Below are 19156 nucleotides of genomic sequence, written 5' to 3'. Positions count from 1 at the left end.
ACGAAGCCTTCATGACCCTCGCCGCAGCCATCATCTGCTGGCGACGCCTCGTCCGCTGATTCTGTTAGGACCTCTAACAGCGGGGTTGGATGATCTTGGACGGGTGTGGACTCGCGGGAGGGGGCCGCGCTGGTCAGCGGACCCTTGGGGACTTCCCTGGACGGGCCTGATCTTGCTACGGATCAGATGAGCGCTGCATAACCGGATGCTTTCCGATAGAACCCAGTCCAGAATGCCCGTGTGCATGAGTTCGTAGTACTGCCCAGAGACCCCGTCACTCGTGGCATATGCTACGGAGTCGATGAGGAAGGATATCCCCGTCTCGTCACTCAGGTCATGCTTCGGGATGTGATGGCGGCATGGCCAGTGACACCCGAGACCCCAAGCAACGTGCGCAACCTGCTCCGCAAGAGCCAGGTTGCTGCACTCTGTGGTCTGATCAGTCGTGAGTTGCTGACTGACGGCGTCTTGTCGTCGCTGCACGCTGTAGAAGCCGCTATACGACAAAGGATCTTGGCGAGCGGGGGGTCTGACTCCAACGCGCACGGCCGGCCGCTGTCTTGGAGTGATCTTTTCCAGCGTGCGATCTCGCTTGGCCTCATGGAGCGCGAACCCGACGAAGCCAAGCGTGATTTGATCGACTACGGCCGCGAGCTGCGCAACTCGTTGTCTCACCCGTCGGACGTCATGTACTTGCCCTACGGCGCAGCTCTGGGATTGATCGGGACCTCCCACCAGATAGTTGCGCGTCTCTTCCCTACGTCGTTCCCGGCCGCGAGCGACGAGGAGACGAGCAGGGCGAGATGATCGGCTCCCAGCCGCTCCCTACGCTTGCCCACCGGCTCCCGCAGCAACGAGTCGGGCAACACGAGGCGGCGCCTACAGCGGTTAGACGGCAGAGTTGACGGGCCGGAGCGTGACGGCAACGTTGACGGCAACGACGGCAACCACCCGACACCACGGGCGCACGTCAGACACCGTCTGACCTTGGTGGACGGGGTGGCGGCAGGGTGGTTGCTACTTCTGAAAAGCGGAAGGTCGGCGGTTCGACCCCGCCCCTGCCCACCTCAATGACCAGCCAAAAGGCCCGGAACCTCACAGGTTCCGGGCCTTTTGACGACAGCCCTGACGACAACGCCGTCTCACACCGGGCTTCCAGCGGCCCAACGGACGGCCGCACCTGACGAAGTCGTGATACTCGTCCGCAAGAACCCCCTGGTTGAGCCATCGCCCTGCAACGGCACCGAGTTCCCGCTCAGCAAGGGCGATCGTCTCTTCAGCGGATGCCGTCCCCCCAACGGTCTCGCCACCGTCCCCGTACTCGTCCTCAAAGGTCTGGGTTCAGCGTTCGTCGTCGTTGATCCTCGTGCGGACGTACGTGATGAGGTGGTCCGGACACGTGGCGATCGACTCACCGGTTGGGTAGACGATCGTGAACTCCGCATCACGCCCGCAGGCTCCAGTACCGCCTTGAGCGCACTTGCCCGCCCGGCTCTTCTCCGCCCTCAGAGTGAAGTGGTCGGCGCTCCACCTCTTGACTACGATCTCTGCCATCGCGCGCCCTTCAAAAGGTCCGCTGCTCCGAAGTTCACGGTAGTACGAAGCCGACTGAAGTGCGGAGAGCGTGGGAGGCGGCTGCCGTGCCGAATACCTGCCGAAGTTCGACGGTCGATCGGCATAGCTGCAGGTTGAGGCGGTTTGGCGGTAGGACTGTAAACCCGCTGACCTTGCCGCCCGAGTTGGCCAACCGGTGCTCGTTTCCCCATGCACTTGGCCAGGTGTTGCCAGGGCCTGAGCGTGGGCTTGGGGCCTGCTCTCAGAGAGGGGTTCGTGCTGATGAGTGCTGTGACCGTACGGAGCTGGTCAGGCTGATCGCGAATGCCTTATGCGCCACGCCGATCGAGCCCTTGCGGTTGGAGTACGGCCCTGAAGTCGATTACGACCTACTCTTCGAGGCCATGCTCGAAGCCATGGACTCCGTCGGCCTCCAGCCAGATGTGAGGACACGCTGGGATCCCACGAATCCAGCGTCGGCCACGTACCTGGAGATCGACGTTTGTGGTGAGACTGTGATCTCTGTCGAGGTCCGCGAGCTTGGACGACCTCCGATCCCTCGGAAGATCATCCGTGCCTACGAGCAGGCACACGGCATCTCCGACTCGGACTGAGAGGCCGTCCCGCCCCCGCAATCGCTGTACGGCACGAAAGTATCGCAACGATCCCTCACGGCGGCTCATGCGGGCTGACGGGAACAAGCGTCACGGGCTGGACCAGGGCGTGCCGGGCAGGGTGTGCCGCAGTGGTCCCCATCCGGGTGATCAGGAGGTAGCTTTCGCTGGGTGGACGAGGCGACGTTCAGCGGGCAGGTCTGGCGTGAAGGTGTGCGGCAGCGGTCCACCGCCGAGCAGGACCGGGACACCTTGGCCCGTCTCATCGAGTACGACGCCGACCCGTTCGAGGTTGAGCTGTACGAGCTGGCAGCCGGTCCACGCACGTTGTTCGTGGACCGCGCCCAGCGACGCCGAGCCGGGCAGCACGAGCGACACGTGCGGCGACTCAAAGCCTGAGGTCGACACCAACGAGGCTGATGACAGTCCTGACGACAACGGACCCACACTGGGCACCAACGGCGACCTTGAGGCACCGTCTACCTCGGCGAACGTTCCGCGAGCAGGGCGGTTGCCACTTCTGAAAAGCGGAAGGTCGGCGGTTCGACCCCGCCCCTGCCCACCTCGATGACCAGCCAAAACGCCCCGGAGTCAGACGGCACCGGGGCGTTTTTGACGACAACGGCCCCTCATGACGGCTGCCACGGGCCGAGCGGCCGGCCTCTCACGATGAAGTCCCTGTACTCGTAACCGAGCATCCCAAGGTCGACCCACCAGCGCGGATCGGCGCCCAACTCCCGCTCAGCCAGCATCAGCGCCTCCTCCGGAGTCGTGGCGGTACCTATCGTCCGGGCGCCTTCTCTGTTGGCGTCCTCCGGGTAGAAGGCGTCATCACTCGGATAGAGAAAGGCGCTGTGCCGGGCCAGATCCACCGTGTCTTCGACGGCCGTGCAGGTTACGTAGAGGACGCCGCTGCTGGTTGGGCTGATCACTGCGTACCTCACTCCTCGGCGCTCGCCTTCCTCAAAACCGCCGAGGAGTTGCTCTATCCCCCGCCCATGACGCAGAGCCCCCAGCGCAAGTGACATCGGCAGGTAGCGCATCCGCCGACCTTAGTGCGCTCCCATAGCAGGCCCAAACGGTTAACGGCCCGGACGCGCATCCGGGCCGTTAAGGAACAGCCGAGCGCACCCTTGGCTTGCGAAGGTAGGCCGCTTGCCGTCGAGGGGCGTGTGCGCGTAAATCTTCATCGTCACCTCGATCTCGCGGACGATTTTGGGCGCGATGTCGAGGTGCGGCAGCGGAGAGACGCAGGTGTGCTGCATGCCGTGGAAGTGCACCGACTCAATGCCGGCAGCGGCGCGGACGCGGCCCCAGAAACGGCGGGGGCCGTTCGGCTTCACGGGCATGCCGCGCCGGGACGGGAAGACGAGGCCTCAGTCCTCCCGTCGTCCCAGGCGTCCGCGCGTTCGGTCGTCTGCCTCACCGGTCCTCGTGCAGGTCAGCGGGCTCGTAGTGTCTCGACGACCGTGATGGCCTGGGGCAGCAAGTCGATGGGACAACCCCAGTAGTCATAAATGCCGCCGCGGGCGCGGTTGCTACCGCAGACAACAAATACGCCGGTCCCCAACTCAACTTTGAGGCGGGTGGCCAGCCAGCCGACGAAACCGCTGTTGTCCACTTGGTCGCTAAAGTGAAAGGAGAAGATTCCGAAGTGTTCGATACCGTCGTCCTGCTGGGTGAGCGGGACCAGGCGACTCCAACTCTCTTGGTCCCGAACAACTGCAAGAGTCTCGGGGGTGAGTGTCGGTGGTTGGTCGGCCGGAGACTCCTCAAAACACCAGACGCCGTCGTGCACGACCAGTTCAGCCTGAGCGATCACGCTACGTAGCCGCTCTTCTGTCTCTTCCCCAGTCTCCATACTCACACTGACCATCGACGAAACTCCTTGATCCGTGAACCCGCCCGGGGATCGTCGCGCGATCGCGTCCCCCGCCGGAACGAAGGCTCCTCGAAGGGCGCCGTCGTGGCAACGTCCTCGTCGTGTCGCCTATTTCGCATGCGGCCTTCCTCGTCTTCGGAAGGCCGGCAAGGAAGACCGCGATCTCCAACCCGTTGAGCGCCTTGTCGCCGGGTAACGGCTGGGCGTGATCCCTCCTGGTGACAGCGTCGCCGGTCGGATCAGCTGCCTCCGCGGGCCGTGTCCTGGAGGGGCTTGATGACGAGGGTGACGAACAGGCGCTGGGTCTTGTCGTAGGACGGAGGCGTTTTCGTCGGCACAGGCTCAGGAAGGCGTGGGCAAGCATCGCGAAGGTGACCTAGTGGCTCCATGGGGGATAGCGACGGACCGTGTGCCATAGAGGCCGACTCTCCAAGTGGGGAGGCCATCGCATCCGGATCTCAAACCGTCTCCGCTGTCGAGGAGGGCCGCTATCAGAAGTTCGGCCTGCAGCTCTACTAGCGGAATGGAACGGCGGCCCGACCAGCGGCGCCCCCTGCGCTCTGGCCTTCTCGACCAGCTCGCCCTGCGGCTCGTCCTTGTCCTGGTTGGTCACATGTGATCCTTCCCGGATGGGACGTCGGCCCCAGCATTCCGGGCCACCTCGCCACCCGCACGAATTTTCGGGAGTTGGGAACCACCTGGGCGGTTGTGGTGGGAGGAGGCGGCTTGCCACGGTGTCGATGGCGTGGTGGGCGATGAGTTTTTGGGGGGGACCGGTGGTCTGAGTGTGTGTGAACAAGCACTGGGCGCCGAGTTGATCGAACGGTAGGCGCTGATCGGTGAGGAGTTCATGCGAGCGTCCCTGGGGCGTTGAGCCCCGCGCTGGGAGCGTCCCAGCGCGGGAGAACAAATGGAGGCATCAGATGCGGAAGCTAATTCTTGGCTTTTACGTTTCGCTCGACGGGAAGAGCGCTGACGGGGACAACGGGATCCGGGACGTCATGGTGAGCATCGACGACCCCCAGCAGGAGGAGTACTTCGTCAGCCGGCTGTGGGAGGCCGGGGCCTTCCTCATGGGCCGGAACACCTACGAGATCATGGCCGGCTACTGGCCCAACTCCGACCACCCGTCTGCCAGGGCCATGAACGAGATTCCCAAGGTCGTGTTCTCCCGCACCCTCGAAACGGCCGACGACTGGCCGGAGACCCGGATCGCCGGCGGTGACACGGCGGAGGAGATCGCCAAGCTCAAGGCCGAGCCCGGCAAGGACCTCGTCGCCGCCGGCGGCACCGAGTTCATGCACTCCCTGATCAGGCTCGGCGTGGCCGACGAGTACCGGCTGTGGGTATTGCCCGCCGCCACCGGCAAGGGCGCGCCACTGTTCCCCGAGATGGATCAGCCTTTGAACCTGCGCTTGGTGAAAAGCACGGCCTTCCCGTCCGGAATCCTCGAACTGGTGTACGCGCCGGCCGACAAGTAGGACCCGGTAGGCGACGCACAGCCACGATGGCATCCGTCGGATGTGTCTGCTCAATGGGCCATGGTGTCGGTGATGGTGGCGCCGGTGAAGTCGGCGCCGACTGTGGTGACCTTGCTGAGCCGGGCGCCGGTGAGGTCGGCTCCGGACAGGTCGGCGTGGTCGAGTTCGGCGCCGGTCAGGTCCACGCCGCGCAGGTCGCGTCCGGTGAGAGGGGCGCCCTGCAGGTCGGTGTAGTTCCCGTCGCCGGCGGGATAGCGGACGTCGGTCCAGTCATCGCCGCGTCTGGCGGCTCGGATGACGTCCTCCAGGTTGGCGGCCTGCGCGGGGTCGGCCCAGCGGCCGCGGGTGATGTCGCGCTCGCGGGCCAGGGCCGGCAGCGCCTCGCTGTGCCGGGGTGAGGTTGCGTGCCGTGTCGTCGCGGGATGGCTGTCCTGCATGCCGGTGGTGACGGCCGCGTCGCAGGCGGCGGGGTCGGTGAGGTTGCCGGTCCAGATGCCGTCCGTGAGGTCCGCGGCGGTCAGGTCGATTCGGGTGAGGTCGCAGCTCAGGACCGTTGTTTGGAGGGCACGTAGTCTCTGCGCACGGTAACCGTGAGGCGTGCCTCCCTTAGTCGGCTCGCTCAGGTCGGCGAAGTCCAGGGCGGCGCTGGTCAGGTCGATGGCCGTGAGGTCGCGGCCTGCGAGTGGCGCGCCGCCGAGGTCGGGCTCCAACTCGAACGGCGGCCACTCGAACAGAACGGCCGCCCAGTCCCCGCCGGTCAACGCCGCTTCCAGTGCCTCCTCCAGCCGGTCGGCCATGAAGGGCTCGGCCCAGCGCTCCATGCGCCACACCGTCGCGGCCGCGTTGATGGACAGCATTCGTCGATTCTCGTACGGCCCGGGTGGCCAGTGGTGCTTGAAGGGGCGGCCTGGGGGCGGGGGGCGTGAGCGTTTGGGGTCCCGCCAGGCTGGTGGTGGACGAGCGGGTTTGGCGGGTCAGATTGGGGCTTGTCGGTGGAGGGTGCTCACGCCGAGGTCTTGGTGGATGGCGTTTCAGTCGACGGGGGTGTGGTCCTGGTCTGTACAAATGCGGTCGCGGAGGTTGCGGAGGGCCGCGGCGGTTTCGACGGCGGCCCGTACTACCTGTTCGGATGCGATGAGGACCAGGTGCTCTTGGGCCTGGTTCACGCCGGCGCCCCGAAAGGCTGCTCGTGCGGCGTGGTCGCGGGTGACTTCGGGAGGAGAGTCTCCCCGTGTCCCTGTCAGTTTTGGTTGGGGGACGGGGTGTAGACGTGTTCGACGGAGCCGTCCGGGAAGGTGCGGGTGGCGGTGAGTTGGAGGGGGGTGGTGGCGGTTTTGGGCGGGGTCAGGCGGAGGCCTTCGCCCAGCAGGGTCGGCATGATGACGACGCCGAGTTCGTCCAGCGCATCGATGTCGCGGAAGGCCTGGATGGTCTGCTGGCCGCCGACCAGGTGCACGTCGCCGGTGAAGTCCGCGTCCCGCATGAGGCGGAGCAGTTCGGCCGGGTCGGCGGCGGACACGACCCCGTCGGGCGTTCCTTCCGGGAGCGGCCGGCTGGTCAGCACGAACACGCGCAGGTTCGGCCACGGCCAGTGCGGCGAGCCGACCGCCGGCGCGAAGGTGTTGCGGCCCATGAGGACCGCGCCGCAGTCGGCGATGAACTCCGGGTGGCCGTGCGAGAGGCCGGACTCGAAGTCCGGTGCGGTCAGGATGGTGGGCAGCCCGTCCGGCGACGCGATGAAACCGTCGACGCTGACGGCGATGTGGGTGCGGATGCGCATGGCAGGTTCCTATCGGTGGTGTGCCCTTCCAGGGTGTCCGGTGCGGTGACCGGGCACATTGGGCTGATGCCTTAGTCGGGGCGTTGGCGCCTCTTTAGATTCCGGGGCGCGGGCTACTCTGTGGCGATGGCGAGCCGTTCGGTGAGCCCGGTTCTGGTGGGCCGGGAACGGGAACGCGCTGCGCTGCTCGCCGCGCACGGTGATGCCGCGCGGGAGGCGACGGTGGTGCTCGTCGACGGTGAGGCCGGCATGGGCAAGACCAGGCTGGTCCGGGAGTTCGCGTCCGGGCTCGGCGCGTCCGCGCGGACGGTGGCGGGCGGGTGCACCGATCTCGGCACCGACGGGCCGCCGTTCGGGGCCTTCGTCACGGCCCTCCGCCGGTTGGTGCGGGCGATGGGCGTCCCGGCGGCCGCGGGCCTGCTTCCCGGTGGCGGACGGCGCGGGCTGGCCCGGCTGTTACCGGAGCTGGGCGAGGACGACGGCGACCCGGACCGGGACCTCGGCCGCGCCCGGCTCTTCGAAGAGGTCCTGCTGCTGTTGGAAGGCGGCGCGGCCGACCGTCCGCTGGTCGTGGCGCTGGAGGACCTGCACTGGGCCGACCGGTCCACCGGCGAACTGCTGTCCTTTCTGGCGCAGAACCTCAGCGGGCCGGGCCTGCTCCTGGTCGGGACGTACCGGCCGGACGAGATCGTCGCGACGCATCCGCTGCGTCCGCTGGTCGCCCGCGGCGAGAACGTGCGCCGGATCGCGCTGACCGGGCTGGACCGGGACGCGGTGGCGCAGCAGGTCACCGCGCTGCTCGGGCACGACCCCGGGGAGTCGCGGGTGGAGCGGATCTTCCGGCGCAGCGAGGGGAACCCGCTCTTCGTCGAAGCGCTGGTGGCCGCCGGCGACGCGCCCGCCCTGTCGTTGCGCGATCTGCTGCTGACCGACGTCGAGCGACTGCCCGAGCCCAGCCGGCGGATCGTGCACGCCGCCGCGGTCGCCGCCAGCCCGGTGGCGCACGGCCTGCTGGCCGCGCTCGTCGAGATGGACGATCTGGAGTTCGAGGACGCGCTCCGGCCTCTCGTCCGCCGCCGGCTCCTGGAGGTGGTCGACGGCGGGTACGCCTTCCGCCGCGATCTGATCCGCGAGGCCGTCCACGAGGAGCTGCTGCCCGGTGAACGCGTGCGGCTGCACCGGCGCTGCGCCGAGGCGATCAGCGCCGACCGGCGGCTGGTCCCGGCCGACCGCGCACCCGTCGAGATCGCCGTGCACTGGTACGCGGCGGGCGCGGACGCCCGCGCCGCCGAGGCCGCCTGGCAGGCCGCCGAATCGGCGCGCCGGGCGTACGCGCACGCGGAGCGCCACCGCATGCTCGATCGCGTCCTCCGGCTCTGGGACCGGCTGCCGGACCTGCCGGACCGGATCGGCGCCGACCGGCTCACGGTCATGGAGATGACCGCCGAGGCCTGCCTGAACGCCGGTGAGCTGGACGACGGGATCGCCGTGGCGACCGCCGCGCTCGGCGAGTCGCCGGACGCGGAGCGGGCCGCCGCGCTGCTCGTGACGCGGGCGGCGATGCGCGACCGCGACGGCCAGGACCCGCTGCCCGATCTGCTGGAAGCGGCCCGGTCGCTGCCGGCCGCCCCGGCCTCGGCGGTGCGCGGACGGGTGCTGGCCGAGCTGGCGACCTCGCAGCGCAACCACCGCCGGCTCGCGGCAGCCCGGGCGTCCGCCGAGGAGGCGCTGGAGATCGGACGCCGGACGCGCGACCGCGTCGTCCAGGCGAAGGCGCTCGTCACGCTCGCCGCGCTGGCCGCCGCGAACGCCGACCTGCCGACGGCAAAAGACCTCTTCGCGCAGGCCGGCGCGGCCGCCCGCGACGCCGGCGCGGACGACACCCGGCTGCTCGTGGCGATCACCGAGTCGGACGCCCTGGAGGCCGCCGGCGAGCATGCCCGGGCGGCGCAGGTCGCGCGGCAGGGCATGGCCCTGGCCGACAGCCTGGGGCTGGCCCGCACCCGCGGCACCCTGTTGGCACCGAACCTCTCCGAATCGCTGCTCTCGCTCGGTGACTGGCCTGCGGCGAGCGAGGTCAACCGGGACGCGCTGGGCCTGGCGCCGCCGCCGCTCTACCAGGCGTACCTGCGGATCATCCAGGCGACCGTCGACGTCCGACGCGGGGACATCGGCCAGGCGGAGAGGGCGGCCGAGCAGGCCAGGGCCGCCCTGCGCGGCAACAACCGCGGCGAGGAGTCGTGCCTGGAACCCGACCTGCTGGACTGCCGATTGGCCCAGGTCAAGCAGGACGCCGGTGCCGTGGCCGCGGTCATCGGCCACGTCCTCAGTGATCACGATCTGCTGGTCAGCCCCCGCTACGGCTGGCCCCTGCTGCTCACCGCCGCACAGAGCCTGAACGATCACCGGCAGGCCGAGGGCCTGATCGAGCGGCTGGTCGCCTGGAGCAGGAAGCTCACGGCCACCGGCAGGCTTCAGCAGGCCTACAAGGTGACGTTCGAGGCGGAGACGGAGCAGGCAGGCATCGACGGGTGGCCCCGGGCGATCGCGGCATGGCGCGATCTAGAGCAGCCCTACGCGCTGGCCGAGACGCTGCTGCGCGCCGCCCGCGCCGCGCTGTCCGTCCAGGACAGAGAACAGGCGGCCCTCCTCCTGGCTGAAGCCGCGTCGATCGCGACCGGCCTAGGGGCGGATCCGCTCCGCACCGAGATCGAGAGGCTGGCCAAGCGGTCCCGCATGCTCGTGGACGCACCCGGCCGGCAGGCGGCTCCCGCCGGGCTCACCAACCGTGAACTCGAAGTACTGGAGCTCCTGACGGCCGGCCTGAGCAACCGCCAGATCGGCGAGCACCTGTTCATCTCCGCCAAGACCGCCGGCGTCCACGTCTCGAACATCCTGGCCAAGCTCACGGTGTCGACCCGCCTGGAAGCCGCCGCATGGGCCCACCGGACGCACCTCTTCGACGAGAAGTGACCGCCCGGTCAGATGTCGGCTTCGATGGCGAAGGTGTTGCCGTCCGGGTCCTGGAACCAGGCGATCCGTCCACCGCCGGCCCGCTCGGAGATCCCTTTGGCGTCGGGTTCGTACTGGTCGTAGCGGACGAACTCGACGCCGGACGAGGTCAGCTCGTCAACGATCTGGTCGATGTCGTCGACGTACCACGTCGCCAGTGTCGCCGGGCTCTTTCCGGCGGTGTCCGACTGGTACACGTTCAGCGCCGGGCCGCCACCGGAACCGTAGATGCGGCTGCCGCCGACGACGTGGGCACTGGGGCCGGACCACAGCGCCTCCAGGCCCAGTTTGCCTTCGTAGAACGCGACCGCCTGTTGTATGTCGGACACGGCGATCGAAGTCCTGAGTTCATACGCGCTCAAGGGCATGAATCACTCTCTCACACGCGAGGTCGCGTCTATATGCGCTCGGTGTCGCTGGTCAGGGTTGGATGTCGTTGAGTTCCAGGGTTGTGATCGTGTTCCGGGCGTGGGTGACCGTGAGCATTCCGGCGTGGACTTGGGTGTCGGGTTCGCGGGTGTATCGGCGGGTGCCCGAGGTGTCGGTGTCGGTGACCCACGTGTGGGCCGCGGTCGTGCTCTCGGTCAGGTTTCTCAGGTCGTAGGTGATGGTTTGTTGGGGGCCGTTGTTGGCGGTTACCAGGGTCAGGCGGTGGGTCTTTGCGTCGTGGGCGGCGACGGTGTTCGTGTGGCCGGAGTCGAGGATTCGGGACGTCGGCCTGATGTGGCGGGTGTAGTGGGCGAGGACGTGGTACTTGGTGTTGACGCCGCCGACCCGGCCTTTGAGCGTGCCTTTGGCTCCGCCGGCCGGGTTGGGGGTCTGGTCGTCGTACACGCCGTCCAGCAGGCCCCAGTCGAGGGCTTCCACCGGCTGCCAGCAGACCCATGCGCGGGGCCGGAGATGGCGGAGGTCGCGGCCGATGCTCAGTGCCATCGCCATTCCGTCGGGCTCGCCTTCGGAATACTCCGATTGCCATACCGGTGTCTCGCCGACGGTTTTGCGGAGTCTGGTGCGGCTGCGGCAGTCCTCGTCGCGTTCGTAGGCGTGCACGTTGACGCGGTCGATGAGCCGTCTGGTGCTTTCGGTGAGCTTCTGCCAGGTGTCCGCCGCGTCGGTGTAATGGCATTCGTCGGACGCGGCGATCAGCACGTCGCCGAGGCCGTGCTCGTCCAGCGCGCGGCGCAGGTACTCGATGACCGCCTCCTGCGCGCCGAGGGTGAAATGGCAGCCCTCCTGGTTCTGACGCGCGTGCCAGGCGTTCAGTGACGGCTCGTTGAACGGCTCGACGGACGCGAACCGGATTCCCCATGCGTCGCGGGCCCGCCTGGCGACCGCGGCGATGAAGCGCGCGAATTCCTCCTGGTACTGGAATTCCAGGTTGTCCTGGGTGCCCTGCTCGGCGCCGGAGGGATTCCCGTTGACCGTCATCCACCACGGTGGCGACACCGAGAACATCTCGAAGATGTCGGCGCCCGCGTCGCGCGCCTTCGTCAGCATGGTCCGTTGGTGGATGTCGGCGGACCAGTTCCATGCGGCACCGTCGCTGAACGTCTCGATCTGCTTGCGGCGGACGATGGCGGGCGACTCGACCATCGCGGATCCGGGCGCCCAGGTGCAGGCGCCCAGGTTGTAGCGCACGATGTTCAGGCCCAGGCCGGGAAGTCCGGCGGTTCCGACCTCGACCGTGTCCAGGCCGAACAGGGCGGCGGCCAGGTCGTCGCGGGTGCCCAGCTCGGTGTTCGCCCACCAGGACAGGCAGGTGCCCCAGCCGTCCCAGGTGTACGCGCCCTGCGGATCGATGACCCGTTCGTCGGACATGTCCACGCCCCCGCTCGTCCGTCCATCCGGGATGTGTTCGGACGGGGAGGCGCTATCCGGCGCTTTCCAGAACTTTGCTCGATCGTTCCGCGCACCACAGGTGACCAGACCGGTCAGGAATCAAGAAGCGCCGCTTACCGGGCCGCGCATAGCGTCGTCGGCATGGCCGGGCTCCGCGCCCGGAAGGCGAACTCAGGAGTGATCATGACTTCCACGCAGGGGATCAAGACCGTGCTGCACCCGGTGTCCGACCTGGAGGCCGCGAAGCCGGTGTACGCGGCGCTGCTCGGCGTCCAGCCGGAGGCCGACTCGTCCTACTACGTCGGTTTCGAGGCCGAGGGGCAGCACATCGGGCTGGTGCCGAGCGGCGGGCCCCAGGGCATGACCTCGCCGGTGGCCTACTGGCACGTGGCGGACATCGAGGCGAAGCTGGCCGAGGTGACGGCCGCGGGCGCGAAGGTGCAGGAGGCCGCCCACGACGTCGGCGGCGGGCGCCTGGTCGCCACGTTCACCGACCCCGACGGCAACGTCCTCGGGCTGGTCCAGGACCGGTGACCCGCCGCGCCCCGGCCGGAGCACGGCCGGGGCTCCGGCGAACCGGACATACTGTCGGTCCGAGCCGGGGGACGCCGGACGGGGACCGCCCACCGACCGAGACGGGATGAGCATGACCACCAGGACGGACGCGCCGCACGTCGCCGACACGCACGACCTGATCCGCGTGCACGGCGCCCGCGAGAACAACCTCAAGGACGTCAGCATCGAGATCCCGAAGCGCCGGCTGACGGTGTTCACCGGGGTGTCCGGGTCGGGGAAGACCTCGCTGGTGTTCAACACGATCGCCGCGGAGTCGCAGCGGATGATCAACGAGACGTACAGCGCGTTCGTGCAGGGGTTCATGCCGGCGCAGGCGCGGCCCGAGGTGGACGTGCTCGACGGGCTGACCACCGCGATCATCGTCGACCAGCAGCGGATGGGCGCCGACCCGCGCTCCACGGTCGGCACCGCCACCGACGCCAACGCGATGCTGCGGATCCTGTACAGCCGGCTCGGCCGGCCGCACATCGGCTCGCCGAAGGCCTTCTCGTTCAACGTCGGCTCGATCAGCGGGGCGGGCGCGGTCACGGTGGAGCGCGGCGGCAGGACGGTGAAGGAGCGGCGCGCGTTCAGCATCACCGGCGGCATGTGCCCGCGCTGCGAGGGCCGGGGATCGGTCTCCGACATCGACCTCGCCGAGCTGTACGACGACTCCAAGTCGCTGAACGAGGGCGCGCTCACGATCCCCGGCTACAGCATGGACGGCTGGTACGGCCGGATCTTCCGCGGCTGCGGCTTCTTCGACCCGGACAAGCCGATCCGCAAGTACACCAAGAGGGAACTGGACGACCTGCTCCACAAGGGGCCGACCAAGATCAAGGTCGACGGGATCAACCTGACCTACGAGGGCCTGATCCCGAAGATCCAGAAGTCGATGCTGTCCAAGGACGCCGACGGGCTGCAGCCGCACGTCCGGGCGTTCGTGGAGCGGGCGACGACGACCACCGTCTGCCCCGACTGCGACGGCACCCGGCTCACCGAGGCGGCGCGCTCCTCGAAGATCGAGGGGATCTCGATCGCCGACGCCTGCGCGATGCAGATCAGCGACCTGGACGCGTGGGTCCGCGGCCTGGACGAGCCGTCGGTGGCGCCGCTGCTCACCGCGCTGCGACGGACGCTCGGGTCGCTGGTGGAGATCGGGCTCGGCTACCTGTCGCTGGACCGGCCGTCGGGCACGCTGTCGGGCGGCGAGGCGCAGCGCGTCAAGATGATCCGGCACCTCGGCTCGTCGCTGACCGACGTCACCTACGTCTTCGACGAGCCGACGATCGGGCTGCACCCGCACGACATCCAGCGGATGAACGACCTGCTGCTGCGGCTGCGGGACAAGGGCAACACGGTGCTCGTCGTGGAGCACAAGCCGGAGACGATCGCGATCGCCGACCACGTCGTCGACCTCGGGCCGGGCGCCGGCACGGCGGGCGGCTCGGTCTGCTTCGAGGGCACCGTCGAGGGGCTGCGGGGCGCCGGCACCATCACCGGCCGCCATCTCGACGACCGGGCGGCGCTCAAGGACGCGGTGCGCAAGCCGGCCGGCACGCTGGAGATCCGCGGGGCGAGCACGCACAACCTGCGGGACGTCGACGTGGACGTGCCGCTCGGGGTGCTCGTCGTCGTGACGGGCGTCGCCGGATCCGGCAAGAGCTCGCTGGTGCACGGGTCGATCCCGGCCGGCGCGGGCGTGGTGTCGATCGACCAGGGCGCGATCCGCGGCTCGCGGCGCAGCAACCCGGCGACCTACACCGGCCTGCTGGACCCGATCCGCAAGGCGTTCGCGAAGGCCAACGGGGTGAAGCCGGCGCTGTTCAGCGCCAACTCCGAGGGCGCCTGCCCCGGCTGCAACGGCGCCGGCGTCGTGTTCACCGACCTGGCGATGATGGCCGGCGTCCCCGTCACCTGCGAGGAGTGCGACGGCAAGCGGTTCGACGCGTCGGTGCTGGAGTACCGCTTCGGCGGCCGGGACATCAGCGAGGTGCTCGCGATGCCGGTGACGGAGGCCGAGGAGTTCTTCGGCGCCGGGGAGGCGCGCACGCCGGCCGCGCACAAGATCCTCGGCCGGCTCGCCGACGTCGGGCTCGGCTACCTCAGCCTCGGGCAGCCGCTCACCACGCTGTCCGGCGGCGAGCGGCAGCGGCTCAAGCTGGCCACCCGCATGGGCGACAAGGGCGGCGTCTACGTGCTGGACGAGCCGACCGCGGGCCTGCACCTCGCCGACGTCGAGCAGCTGCTCGGCCTGCTCGACCGGCTCGTCGACGCCGGCAAGTCGGTCATCGTCGTCGAGCATCACCAGGCGGTCATGGCGCACGCCGACTGGATCATCGACCTCGGTCCCGGCGCCGGCCACGACGGCGGTCGCGTCGTCTTCGAGGGCACGCCTGCCGACCTGGTGGCCGCCCGCTCCACACTCACCGGCGAGCACCTCGCGGAATATATCGGCGCCTGAACGTGGCCTTCGCCGACGTCGTGAGACGCGTTCTGCCGTCGGTTCCGGCTCGGCGGCGGCCTCGAACGGTGGTGAAGACGGTGCATTTCGGGCGGATGGCGTTCGAGGTCCCGCGCCAGCGGGCGCGCGGGCGGCTGGCGGGGCGCCGGGGGCGCCGCGCTGTCGCAGGCACGTCGTACGATCCGGTTGTGACCTCGAAACCGGCCGCCGAGCAGCGCCTTCGCGATCTCGCGCGGTTGCGCCGCGTCCGCGACCGGATCGACCGGGACTACGCGCAGCCGCTGGACGTCGAGGCGCTCGCCCGCGGCGTGAACATGTCGGCCGGGCACCTCAGCCGCGCGTTCCGGCAGGCCTACGGCGAATCGCCGTACAGCTACCTGATGACGCGGCGCATCGAGCGCGCGATGACGCTGCTACGCCGCGGCGGCCTCAGCGTCACCGAGGTCTGCTTCGCGGTCGGCTGCTCGTCGCTGGGCACCTTCAGCACGCGCTTCACCGAACTGGTCGGGGTGCCGCCGAGCGTCTACCGGCGCGAGGGGGCGCGCGCGACGGCCGGGATGCCGGCGTGCGTGGCCAAGCAGGTGACCCGGCCGGTCCGCACCCGGAGGCCGCCGGACGGCGAGCCGCCGGGTTAGCCTGACCAGCATGGACATCACCGTTCACTCGACGTTCCTCCCGCACACCGATCCGGAGGAGTCGCTCGCCTTCTACCGCGACGTGCTCGGCTTCGAGGTCCGCCTGGACGTCGGGTACGGCGGGATGCGCTGGATCACGGTCGGTCCCGCCGACCAGTCGGCCACGTCGATCGTCCTGTACCCGCCGGGCGCCGACCCCGGCATCACCGACGACGAGCGCCGCACCATCACCGAGATGATGGCCAAGGGCACCTATGCCCTCGTCCAGCTGGCGACGCGCGACCTCGACGGGACGTTCAAGCGGCTGCAGGCCGGGGACGCGGAGGTCGTGCAGGAGCCGGCCGACCAGCCGTACGGGGTCCGCGACTGCGCCATCCGCGACCCGGCGGGCAACCTGATCCGGATCCAGCAGCTGCCCTGAGCGCCCTGGGCCCGCCGGTCAGGGCCAGCCGGTCAGAACCAGCCGGTCAGAACCAGCCGGTCAGAACCAGCAGGGGCCGGTGTCCCAGGCCCACGACCATTCGTTCGGGTCCAGGAAGTGCAGGTGGCACGACATGGAGCCCCAGACGATGTAGGGGCCCTTCTCGTCCCAGCCGAGGGTGCCGAAGGTCTCCCCGACCGCCTTCTGGACGGGGGCGGGGAGCCGCTTCAGGACGTCCGCCGGCGGGGCCTGCTTCGGCTTCGGGGCCGCCTGCGCGGGGGCGGCGCCGAGGGCAAGGGTTCCGGCGAGCGCCAGGGCGGCCCCGGCTGCGGTGATCTTCTTCATGGGACCGATCCTGTCCGCCGGCCGGCGGGATTTCTTGTCACCGCACGCACAACTTTCCAGTGATTACTGGCAAGGTCGGCGCATCGGCATCACGCGGCTCCTCACCTGACGCGGCCCTTCCATGCGCCGCCTTTCCCCTTCCAGTGCAGGCGGGCGGAATCGACGGTCATCGCGGCGTACATGAGGGCCGTCAGAGGAAGCGCCGGCGCCCGCATCGGGGAAAGGCGGTAGAAGCGCAGCATGGGGACGTAGGTGACCGTCATCAGGGCCCAGGCGAGGAGGCCGGCGGCGGCCGGGACGGGGTCGAGGGCGACCAGGCCGGCCAGCGCCGCGACGGGCGGGACTGCATAGACCAGCAGGAGCCCCAGCACGGTGGCGGCCAGCAGCGGCGGCGAGTAGCGGAGCTGGTGGTAGGCGCTGCGGGCGATCATGGCCCACAGGTCGCGGAGGTGCGGGTAGGGGCGGCGGCTGACGACGCCGCGGTCGAGGTCGAGGCGGCAGCGGGCGCCGGCGCGCTTGAGGAGGCGGCCGAGGGCGACGTCGTCGATGAGGGCGTCGTGGATCGCGTCCAGTCCGCCCGCGCGCAGCAGCGTCTCGCGGCGGACGAGCATGCAGCCGCCGGCCGCCGCCGCGGTTCGGCGCCCCCGGCAGACGCGGCGGAACGGGTAGAGCTGCGCGAAGAAGTAGACGAACGCGGGGACGATACGGCGTTCCCAGGCGGTGGTGGTGTTGAGGGTGGCCATCCGGGAGACGAGATCGCGGTCGTGGGCGTCGCGGACGAGCCGGGTGAGCGCGCCGGGGGCGTAGGCGATGTCGGCGTCGGTGAACAGGTAGAAGTCGGGCTTGCCGGCCGCCCGGACGCCCTCGGACATCGCCCACACCTTGCCCGCCCAGCCGGCGGGCCGGTCGCGGGCCGCCACGACCTGGGACGCGCCGAGCCCGGCGGCGGTCTCGGCGGTGCCGTCGGTGCTGGCGTCGTCCACGACGACGACGTCGAAGCGGCCGGGGTAGTCCTGGGCGAGGACGGTCGGGAGCGTACCCGGCAGGACGCCGGCCTCGTCGCGGGCGGGGATGACGGCGGCGACGTGCGGCCATGCGGGCGGGTCCGGGCCGTCCGGGAGGCACGGGCCGGTGCGCCAGAAGCCGCCGTGCGCGGCCGCCAGGTAGAGCCAGGCGGCGAGGGAGGCCGGTGCCAGGACGTCCAAGATCAGCACGTGCGGCAGCCTCGCATCCGCTGATGGCGGACGTCCAGCATTACCGGGAGTGATGCGGGGATCAACAGGCTGTGGACACTCGGTCGCGCCGGCCGCTGGTGACGACGGTCGTGCGCACGCTGGTGACGTCGGCCTGCGTGCTGGTGCTGTACTCCGTCGCGCCGCTGGACCGCCGGTTCGGCCCGGGGACGGTGGCGGCGCTGTTCGGGGCGCTGGTCGCGCTGGGCGCGCTCGTCTGGTGGCAGGCGCGGGCGATCGTGCGGTCGCCGTCGCCCCGGATACGGGCGGTGGAGGCGCTCGCGACGTCCGTCGTGCTGTTCCTGGTGCTGTTCGCGGCGGCGTACCGGCTGATGGACAACGGCTCGCCGGGATCGTTCAGCGAGCCGCTGACCAGGGTGGACGCGTTGTACTTCGCCGTCACGGTGTTCGCCTCGGTGGGGTTCGGGGACATCGTGCCGGCGACGCGGGCCGCGCGGATCCTGACGATGGTGCAGATGCTCGCCGACCTGGTGCTGCTCGGCGTGGCGGTGAAGGTGCTGCTGGAGGCGGTGCGGCAGGGCCTGGAGCGGCGCGAGCGCGATCTGGAGCGGCGCGAGCAGGGCCTGGAGCGGCGCGAGCGCGGCCGGTGACCGCCGCGTCGGAGGGAAATGTCCGGAATTGGCAAACGGTGGCGTCCGGCACGGGAAAGACGAGGACGGCCCCTGCGGGGTTCACTCGCGGCACGAGCGAGGACCGCGAGCGGGAGGAGCCGTTCCGATGCCGGAAGCAGCCGGTTCTGAGTTCTGGAAGGACCTCAGGCCGATCGAGAACTCCCTGAAGCCCGACGCGCTGCCGGAGGTGTACCTGCCGAAGGTCGCCACCGACGACGACCGGTACTACGTGCCGTTCACCGAGACGGTGGGGTCGCGGCCGCTGTGGATCAACGTCAAGGACAACACCTGGTCGGACGTCCTGCGGGCCAAGCGGGCCGGGCTGGTCAACCGGCACTACCACCCGCACGAGGTGTTCGCCTACACGATCTCCGGCAAGTGGGGGTACCTGGAGCGGCCGTGGACGGCGACCGCCGGGGACTTCGTCTACGAGTCGCCCGGCGAGGGCCACACGCTGGTCGCCTACGAGTCCGGCGAACCGATGAAGACGCTGTTCATCGTCAAGGGGCCGCTGGTCTGGCTGGACGAGAACGGCGACCCGGAGGGGTACTTCGACGTCCACGACTACATCGGCATGTGCCGCACGCATTACGAGGAGGTCGGCCTGGGCGCCGACTACGTCGATTCCCTGTTCCGCTGACGACACCGGGCGACGCCGGGCGACGCCGCTCCGCACCACTCCGCGCCGGACCCGACGTAGGCTCCCTCTC

At 69.5% G+C, this 19156-nt stretch carries 21 protein-coding genes; 11 read left to right on the top strand and 10 right to left on the bottom strand.

The genetic code is table 11. The features are described from left to right. Nucleotides 1–390 precede the first annotated feature (390 nt). Complete coding sequence (locus tag ABD296_RS35315; protein ID WP_344277568.1) at nt 391–807, top strand: hypothetical protein; 417 nt, start codon at nt 391–393, stop codon at nt 805–807. Nucleotides 808–1341: 534 nt separating this feature from the next. On the opposite strand, the gene ABD296_RS35310 is transcribed toward ABD296_RS35315, so the two are convergent. Continuing rightward, nucleotides 1342–1554: a hypothetical protein gene (locus tag ABD296_RS35310; protein WP_344277565.1), complete on the bottom strand. Its 213-nt coding sequence runs from the start codon at nt 1552–1554 to the stop codon at nt 1342–1344. 353 nt (nt 1555–1907) lie between these two features. Between ABD296_RS35310 and ABD296_RS35305 the strand changes: the two genes are divergently transcribed. Continuing rightward, nucleotides 1908–2168 carry a hypothetical protein gene (locus ABD296_RS35305; RefSeq protein ID WP_344277562.1) on the top strand — a complete coding sequence of 87 codons (261 nt, stop codon included), beginning with the start codon at nt 1908–1910 and terminating at the stop codon, nt 2166–2168. A 171-nt stretch (nt 2169–2339) separates the two neighbouring features. Next, nucleotides 2340–2567 (top strand): hypothetical protein, encoded by a 228-nt coding sequence (locus tag ABD296_RS35300; RefSeq protein WP_344277559.1) that lies wholly within the window; start codon nt 2340–2342, stop codon nt 2565–2567. A 230-nt stretch (nt 2568–2797) separates the two neighbouring features. On the opposite strand, the gene ABD296_RS35295 is transcribed toward ABD296_RS35300, so the two are convergent. From ABD296_RS35295 to ABD296_RS35285, 3 genes are all read right to left on the bottom strand, one after another. Further along, a complete protein-coding gene (locus ABD296_RS35295; RefSeq protein WP_344277557.1) occupies nt 2798–3211 on the bottom strand; it encodes a hypothetical protein in 414 nt (137 codons plus the stop codon). A 39-nt stretch (nt 3212–3250) separates the two neighbouring features. After that, complete coding sequence (locus tag ABD296_RS35290; RefSeq protein WP_344277554.1) at nt 3251–3517, bottom strand: site-specific integrase; 267 nt, start codon at nt 3515–3517, stop codon at nt 3251–3253. A 92-nt stretch (nt 3518–3609) separates the two neighbouring features. Further along, on the bottom strand, nt 3610–4044 hold the full coding sequence (locus tag ABD296_RS35285) for a DUF6196 family protein (RefSeq protein WP_344277551.1): 435 nt from the start codon (nt 4042–4044) through the stop codon (nt 3610–3612). 929 nt (nt 4045–4973) lie between these two features. On the opposite strand from ABD296_RS35285, the gene ABD296_RS35280 reads away from it, so the two are divergent. Continuing rightward, on the top strand, nt 4974–5531 hold the full coding sequence (locus ABD296_RS35280; protein ID WP_344277548.1) for a dihydrofolate reductase family protein: 558 nt from the start codon (nt 4974–4976) through the stop codon (nt 5529–5531). Between the two features lie 50 nt (nt 5532–5581). Here the strand turns inward: ABD296_RS35280 and ABD296_RS35275 are convergent, their stop codons facing one another. Continuing rightward, nucleotides 5582–6388, bottom strand: a complete 807-nt coding sequence (locus tag ABD296_RS35275) for a pentapeptide repeat-containing protein (RefSeq protein WP_344277545.1) — start codon at nt 6386–6388, stop codon at nt 5582–5584. Nucleotides 6389–6771: 383 nt separating this feature from the next. Continuing rightward, a complete protein-coding gene (locus tag ABD296_RS35270) occupies nt 6772–7311 on the bottom strand; it encodes a dihydrofolate reductase family protein (RefSeq protein ID WP_344277543.1) in 540 nt (179 codons plus the stop codon). A 126-nt stretch (nt 7312–7437) separates the two neighbouring features. Between ABD296_RS35270 and ABD296_RS35265 the strand changes: the two genes are divergently transcribed. Further along, nucleotides 7438–10284 carry a helix-turn-helix transcriptional regulator gene (locus ABD296_RS35265; protein ID WP_344277541.1) on the top strand — a complete coding sequence of 949 codons (2847 nt, stop codon included), beginning with the start codon at nt 7438–7440 and terminating at the stop codon, nt 10282–10284. Between the two features lie 8 nt (nt 10285–10292). Here ABD296_RS35265 and ABD296_RS35260 read toward each other — a convergent pair whose 3' ends face one another. Together ABD296_RS35260 and ABD296_RS35255 are read right to left on the bottom strand one after the other, a co-directional pair. After that, nucleotides 10293–10652, bottom strand: coding sequence for a VOC family protein (locus tag ABD296_RS35260; RefSeq protein WP_344277538.1), 360 nt, complete (start codon nt 10650–10652; stop codon nt 10293–10295). A gap of 91 nt (nt 10653–10743) precedes the next feature. Next, nucleotides 10744–12141, bottom strand: a complete 1398-nt coding sequence (locus tag ABD296_RS35255) for a glycoside hydrolase (protein WP_344277535.1) — start codon at nt 12139–12141, stop codon at nt 10744–10746. A gap of 204 nt (nt 12142–12345) precedes the next feature. Between ABD296_RS35255 and ABD296_RS35250 the strand changes: the two genes are divergently transcribed. From ABD296_RS35250 to ABD296_RS35235, 4 genes are all read left to right on the top strand, one after another. Then, nucleotides 12346–12696: a VOC family protein gene (locus ABD296_RS35250; RefSeq protein ID WP_344277532.1), complete on the top strand. Its 351-nt coding sequence runs from the start codon at nt 12346–12348 to the stop codon at nt 12694–12696. Between the two features lie 106 nt (nt 12697–12802). Next, a complete protein-coding gene (locus ABD296_RS35245) occupies nt 12803–15181 on the top strand; it encodes an excinuclease ABC subunit UvrA (protein WP_344277530.1) in 2379 nt (792 codons plus the stop codon). A 188-nt stretch (nt 15182–15369) separates the two neighbouring features. Then, complete coding sequence (locus tag ABD296_RS35240; RefSeq protein ID WP_344277528.1) at nt 15370–15816, top strand: helix-turn-helix transcriptional regulator; 447 nt, start codon at nt 15370–15372, stop codon at nt 15814–15816. Nucleotides 15817–15826: 10 nt separating this feature from the next. Next, nucleotides 15827–16237 (top strand): VOC family protein, encoded by a 411-nt coding sequence (locus ABD296_RS35235; protein ID WP_344277525.1) that lies wholly within the window; start codon nt 15827–15829, stop codon nt 16235–16237. 60 nt (nt 16238–16297) lie between these two features. On the opposite strand, the gene ABD296_RS35230 is transcribed toward ABD296_RS35235, so the two are convergent. Next, nucleotides 16298–16582: a hypothetical protein gene (locus ABD296_RS35230; RefSeq protein WP_344277522.1), complete on the bottom strand. Its 285-nt coding sequence runs from the start codon at nt 16580–16582 to the stop codon at nt 16298–16300. A gap of 101 nt (nt 16583–16683) precedes the next feature. Next, on the bottom strand, nt 16684–17796 hold the full coding sequence (locus ABD296_RS35225; protein ID WP_344277520.1) for a glycosyltransferase: 1113 nt from the start codon (nt 17794–17796) through the stop codon (nt 16684–16686). A gap of 71 nt (nt 17797–17867) precedes the next feature. Between ABD296_RS35225 and ABD296_RS35220 the strand changes: the two genes are divergently transcribed. Both ABD296_RS35220 and ABD296_RS35215 read left to right on the top strand, forming a co-directional pair. Further along, on the top strand, nt 17868–18425 hold the full coding sequence (locus tag ABD296_RS35220) for a potassium channel family protein (RefSeq protein ID WP_344277518.1): 558 nt from the start codon (nt 17868–17870) through the stop codon (nt 18423–18425). A 127-nt stretch (nt 18426–18552) separates the two neighbouring features. Further along, nucleotides 18553–19086 carry a 2,4'-dihydroxyacetophenone dioxygenase family protein gene (locus ABD296_RS35215; RefSeq protein WP_344277517.1) on the top strand — a complete coding sequence of 178 codons (534 nt, stop codon included), beginning with the start codon at nt 18553–18555 and terminating at the stop codon, nt 19084–19086. The last annotated feature ends 70 nt before the right edge of the window (nt 19087–19156 follow it).

The organism is Actinomadura napierensis, from assembly GCF_039529375.1.
Lineage (GTDB): Bacteria > Actinomycetota > Actinomycetes > Streptosporangiales > Streptosporangiaceae > Spirillospora > Spirillospora napierensis.
Note: the sequence above shows the minus strand (reverse complement) of the source record. Positions and strands in the feature narration are given on the sequence as shown.

Excerpts from the sequence above, each read along its gene's own strand:
- ABD296_RS35310 (WP_344277565.1), bottom strand. The coding sequence starts at position 1,554 with ATGGCAGAGATCGTAGTCAAGAGGTGGAGCGCCGACCACTTCACTCTG.
- ABD296_RS35295 (WP_344277557.1), bottom strand. The coding sequence starts at position 3,211 with ATGCGCTACCTGCCGATGTCACTTGCGCTGGGGGCTCTGCGTCATGGG.
- ABD296_RS35290 (WP_344277554.1), bottom strand. The coding sequence starts at position 3,517 with ATGCCCGTGAAGCCGAACGGCCCCCGCCGTTTCTGGGGCCGCGTCCGC.
- ABD296_RS35285 (WP_344277551.1), bottom strand. The coding sequence starts at position 4,044 with ATGGTCAGTGTGAGTATGGAGACTGGGGAAGAGACAGAAGAGCGGCTA.
- ABD296_RS35280 (WP_344277548.1), top strand. The coding sequence starts at position 4,974 with ATGCGGAAGCTAATTCTTGGCTTTTACGTTTCGCTCGACGGGAAGAGC.
- ABD296_RS35275 (WP_344277545.1), bottom strand. The coding sequence starts at position 6,388 with ATGCTGTCCATCAACGCGGCCGCGACGGTGTGGCGCATGGAGCGCTGG.
- ABD296_RS35270 (WP_344277543.1), bottom strand. The coding sequence starts at position 7,311 with ATGCGCATCCGCACCCACATCGCCGTCAGCGTCGACGGTTTCATCGCG.
- ABD296_RS35265 (WP_344277541.1), top strand. The coding sequence starts at position 7,438 with ATGGCGAGCCGTTCGGTGAGCCCGGTTCTGGTGGGCCGGGAACGGGAA.
- ABD296_RS35255 (WP_344277535.1), bottom strand. The coding sequence starts at position 12,141 with ATGTCCGACGAACGGGTCATCGATCCGCAGGGCGCGTACACCTGGGAC.
- ABD296_RS35250 (WP_344277532.1), top strand. The coding sequence starts at position 12,346 with ATGACTTCCACGCAGGGGATCAAGACCGTGCTGCACCCGGTGTCCGAC.
- ABD296_RS35245 (WP_344277530.1), top strand. The coding sequence starts at position 12,803 with ATGAGCATGACCACCAGGACGGACGCGCCGCACGTCGCCGACACGCAC.
- ABD296_RS35235 (WP_344277525.1), top strand. The coding sequence starts at position 15,827 with ATGGACATCACCGTTCACTCGACGTTCCTCCCGCACACCGATCCGGAG.
- ABD296_RS35230 (WP_344277522.1), bottom strand. The coding sequence starts at position 16,582 with ATGAAGAAGATCACCGCAGCCGGGGCCGCCCTGGCGCTCGCCGGAACC.
- ABD296_RS35215 (WP_344277517.1), top strand. The coding sequence starts at position 18,553 with ATGCCGGAAGCAGCCGGTTCTGAGTTCTGGAAGGACCTCAGGCCGATC.